5 protein-coding genes are annotated in these 4312 nt (G+C 45.4%); 1 reads left to right on the top strand and 4 read right to left on the bottom strand.

Annotated features, from left to right (window positions below):
* The coding region (locus tag CAG68_RS21195) for a YicC/YloC family endoribonuclease (RefSeq protein WP_161441622.1) at positions 1 to 814 on the top strand (814 nt) is incomplete at its 5' end.
* Positions 815 to 869: 55 nt separating this feature from the next.
* On the opposite strand, the gene CAG68_RS21200 is transcribed toward CAG68_RS21195, so the two are convergent.
* From CAG68_RS21200 to CAG68_RS21215, 4 genes are all read right to left on the bottom strand, one after another.
* On the bottom strand, positions 870 to 1295 hold the full coding sequence (locus CAG68_RS21200; RefSeq protein WP_025768316.1) for a phosphate-starvation-inducible protein PsiE: 426 nt from the start codon (positions 1293 to 1295) through the stop codon (positions 870 to 872).
* 168 nt (positions 1296 to 1463) lie between these two features.
* A complete protein-coding gene (locus CAG68_RS21205; RefSeq protein WP_005379372.1) occupies positions 1464 to 2303 on the bottom strand; it encodes an ABC transporter ATP-binding protein in 840 nt (279 codons plus the stop codon).
* Between the two features lie 35 nt (positions 2304 to 2338).
* Positions 2339 to 3196: an ABC transporter ATP-binding protein gene (locus tag CAG68_RS21210; protein ID WP_080960121.1), complete on the bottom strand. Its 858-nt coding sequence runs from the start codon at positions 3194 to 3196 to the stop codon at positions 2339 to 2341.
* A gap of 9 nt (positions 3197 to 3205) precedes the next feature.
* Positions 3206 to 4312: ABC transporter substrate-binding protein (locus tag CAG68_RS21215; RefSeq protein WP_237667912.1), on the bottom strand; the 1107-nt coding region annotated here is incomplete at its 5' end.

Below are 4312 nucleotides of genomic sequence, written 5' to 3' on the forward strand. Positions count from 1 at the left end.
TTCTGCGGTATGGGAAATCCGCAGCGTGAACCAGCGTTATTTAGAAACATACTTCCGCATGCCAGAGCAATTTCGCGGGTTAGAGCCCGTTTTACGTGAGCGTTTTCGTAAGCGCTTAGCGCGAGGCAAAGTAGAATGTAATCTACGTTTTGAAGCAAACCCTGCCGCAAAAGGTGAGCTTAGCATCAATGAAGCGCTTGCTAGCCAGGTAATTAAAGCCGCTGAACAAGTCATGCACATGACTGGTGAACTGAGCCGAATCAATCCATTTCAAGTTATGCAATGGCCGGGGGTAATGGAAACGCCAGAGCAAGACATGGATGCGGTAAATAAAGTGCTACTAGAAGCGTTTGATGGCGCAATGGATGAATTTATTGAAGCGCGCGCTCGTGAAGGCGAGAACATGAAGGCGCTGATTGAGCAACGCCTCGAAGCGATCACATCAGAAGTTGTGAAAGTGCGCGCACGCATGCCAGAAATACTAGAGTGGCAACGTGAGCGTCTGTTCTCTAAATTTGAAGATGCAAAAGTAGAGCTAGACCCATCTCGCGTTGAGCAAGAGCTTATCCTTCTGGCACAGAAATCAGACGTAGCAGAAGAGCTAGACCGTCTTGATTCTCACGTAAAAGAAACCACGAACATTCTGAAAAAAGGCGGCGCAGTGGGTCGTCGTCTAGATTTCATGATGCAAGAGTTCAACCGTGAATCGAACACGCTAGCGTCGAAATCCATCAGCACCGACATCACCGCATCGGGCGTTGAACTGAAAGTTCTAATTGAACAGATGCGTGAGCAGATCCAAAACATTGAATGATCTAAAAGTCATCGAGTATTGAAACAAAAAAGCCCCGCTAATACGGGGTTTTCTTTTATTCGTCTTTTTCCAAGGTACTGTTATCAACGTAGGGCCAATAATGGTGCCCAATTCTGATCAGCAAAGTAGCCGCAGCCAAAATAAACGCAGCCAGAGATAACCACACAACCAAAACTGCATCCAGCTCTTTCATTCCGAGTGTGATGTAGCGGGCGATGGCCATCATCGCGATGTAGATAGGATAGCGTACCGGAATTTTACCGTTCATCACGAACTGCTGCACCATAGCGAGCACTTCCAGATAGATAAACATCAACAGAATATCCGTGAGTAAGACACGCTTCTCTACAAATACGTGCACAAACTCTTGCATCATGGCGTACAACGTCGCCAAGGTAATAGAGACTAATAACACCGCCTCCAAAATATGGAAGATTTTCAGGAAAGGTCGACTAAAGGATTTCGGTAAATTCGACGGCATGGTCCATTATCCAAACAAAGAAAATAGGCCTTGAGTTTAGCATGCAACGATCTTCAATCAATCAGAATAAACATCAGTGCAAATCGACTCCAAGTCCTGGCATTTGCTTATAAAAACGCTCCGCTTATTTGGCGGAGCGCTTTTGTGTTATAGGACCTGTGGCATCACTTACGCCACTTGCTGCTTTTTTTCAGCTACGCGCTTTTTCTTCCGATATTTAGGGTGAGTGATCGGAATCGCAGATAGGAGTTTTTTGGTGTATTCGTTTTGCGGGTTTGCATAAATTTCTTTAGCACTGCCTGCTTCTACCACTTTACCAAAATACATCACGGCAACTTTGTCAGAAACATGTTTCACCACCGAGAGATCGTGAGAGATAAATATGATCGCCAAATTCATTTCTTGTTGCAGTTGTAGCAATAGGTTCAAGATTTGCGCCTGTACCGACACATCTAACGCAGATACCGATTCATCACAAATCAGTAGTTTAGGCTTCAATGCAATCGCGCGAGCAATACCGATACGCTGCCGTTGTCCGCCTGAAAATTCATGTGGATAACGGTTTACTGCCGTTTCTGGTAATCCCACTTTGATTAAAAGCTCTTTTACCCATTGTTTACGCTCTGTTGGCGTGCCAATTTTATGAATAACAAACGGTTCTTCCAGAATCATACCGATGGTATGACGCTGATTGAGTGACTCCATTGGGTCTTGAAAGACGATTTGCATGTCTTTACGCAGCGAGCGCATCTCTTTAACAGACAATTTAGTGATGTCTTTACCTTCAAAGAAAATCTTACCTTCTGTTGGCTCGTATAACTTTAAGATCGTGCGACCAAGGGTGCTTTTACCACAACCTGACTCACCAACTAGCCCCAGTGTTTCACCTTCAGAAACAGACAGTGAAACCCCGTCTACCGCTTTGATGGTGTAGCCTTTCTTGAACAGCCCTTTACCAGAAACAAAGTGCTGCTTAAGATTTTCAATTCTTAATACTTCTTTTGCCATAACATCCTCTTTTATGACTGGTTCACTTTGCCCAGTTAACTGGCAAACATACTGGCATCAATAGGCTTGATATCGATCATCTGCTTCGGCTCATTATCTAAGCTCGGCATCAACCCCATCAAACGCTCTGTGTATGGGTGCTGCGGGTTATCAAACAACTCAAAAATTTCTGCTTTTTCGACAATACGTCCGCCATACATCACGGCAACATCATCACACACTTCTGCCACAACCCCGAGATCGTGAGTGATGAAGATCATCGCCATGCCCGTTTCTTCCTGAAGCTCGTTCATCAGTTCAAGGATAGACGCCTGAACCGTAACATCCAACGCTGTAGTCGGTTCATCACAAATCAGAATATCCGGCTTACAGGCCAATGCCATCGCGATCATGACACGCTGGCGCATACCACCAGATAGGTTATGGGGATACTCATTCAATCGCTTCTCTGGCATTGGAATTTTTACTTTTGCCAGCATCTCAATCGCGTACGCCTCCCGCTCCTTTTTGTCGAGCTCAGGTCGATGGAGCTCAAGCACTTCACATATTTGACGACCAATGGTGTGCACTGGGTTGAGCGCAGTCATCGGGTCTTGGAAGATGATCGAAATGCGATCGCCACGCATGGCGTACATCTCTTCCGCAGGCAAATCAACTAGGTTGGTGCCGCGATAATTCACTTCACCTTTAATGATGTTGCCATATGGCTTAGGTAATAGCCCCATGATCGACATTGAGGTTACGCTCTTACCACTACCTGACTCTCCCACCAGGCCGAGTGTACGTCCAGCTCGCACATCAAAGTTCACACCATGCAGAACCTTCACTGGCCCATCATCGGTGGTAAATTCAACTTCGAGATCTTTAACACTTAGGATTACATCGTTTTCCATAACCAATCCTTACAGCTTATAAGTGTCATCTACGACAACGACAGGTTCAAAAGCTTTGTCTGACTTCATCGCTTGTTTCGTTTCTTTTTTGATATCACTATCAATCCAGTAAGTGCCATCGCCTATGATTGCACCACTGAACAGCGCCTCTGTCATGCGATTCATTGGCTTATCTGGAAACTTTAACCAGCGCCAGTGACCATAGCGGACATAAGGAACCATGTAGCCTGGGACGATAACGTGAGCATCAATGATGTCACGCTGAATCTCATGACCTAGCTGGATCTTTTTATCCATATCCATGCCAAAACGATACTCGATGATCTTTTCATCCAGTTCAGGCGTGCTGTAGTTTGTGAAAGAGTTAGTTTGCGGCTTGTTCGCATTGACTGAATGGAAGTACTCCCAATACGTTGGGATCTCAGACGTACCCATATCTAAGAAAGCCAAATCGTGCTTTTTCTCACGTACGTATTTGAACATAGATGAGCCATCAACTAACTTGAGCTCAATATCCAGCCCTGCTAGCTTGGCTTGCTCACGCAAAAATGCAATACGAGGAGTATGAACAGGTGTTCCGTAGGTCAGCTCGAAGCTTAAGCGCTCACCTTTATCATTGACACGAATACCATCAGAACCAATTTTGTTAAAGCCTGCGGCTTCGAATGCCTCGGCCGCTTTTGCGGGATCAAACTTCGGTGCCTTAGCATCTGGTAGGGTGTATTTACCATGACCATAACCGGTCGGGTTCGGTTTACGGGAGTAGTCGCCACGCATGACATTCTCTATCATGCCATCAAAGTCAATCGCGTAAGTAATGCCCTTGCGAATGTTTAAATCATCCAGCAAAGGCATCGCGGTGTTCATCCATACACCACCAGCCCCAACTGGAAATTGGTTGTAACCCCAGAACTTGTGAATGTATCCCTTTTGGTAAGGTTCCGTATTCGATTTATCATGCCATAAGCTTGGTAAAACAAGACCAAATGCATCCAGCTTCCCTTTCTCAAAGTGCTTCATCGCGATATCACTGTCGCGAATCACTGTGATGCGGATTTTGTCGACATTATAGCGATGTTGATAATACTTATTGCTGTAACCCCACCAGTCTTCACC

It is taken from the genome of Vibrio sp. V42_P2S4T144, from assembly GCF_009904715.1.
GTDB classification, from domain to species: domain Bacteria; phylum Pseudomonadota; class Gammaproteobacteria; order Enterobacterales; family Vibrionaceae; genus Vibrio; species Vibrio alginolyticus.

Bases quoted from the DNA above. Each gene is read 5' to 3' on its own strand.
- CAG68_RS21210 (WP_080960121.1), bottom strand. From the start codon at position 3,196: ATGGAAAACGATGTAATCCTAAGTGTTAAAGATCTCGAAGTTGAATTT.
- CAG68_RS21205 (WP_005379372.1), bottom strand. From the start codon at position 2,303: ATGGCAAAAGAAGTATTAAGAATTGAAAATCTTAAGCAGCACTTTGTT.
- CAG68_RS21200 (WP_025768316.1), bottom strand. From the start codon at position 1,295: ATGCCGTCGAATTTACCGAAATCCTTTAGTCGACCTTTCCTGAAAATC.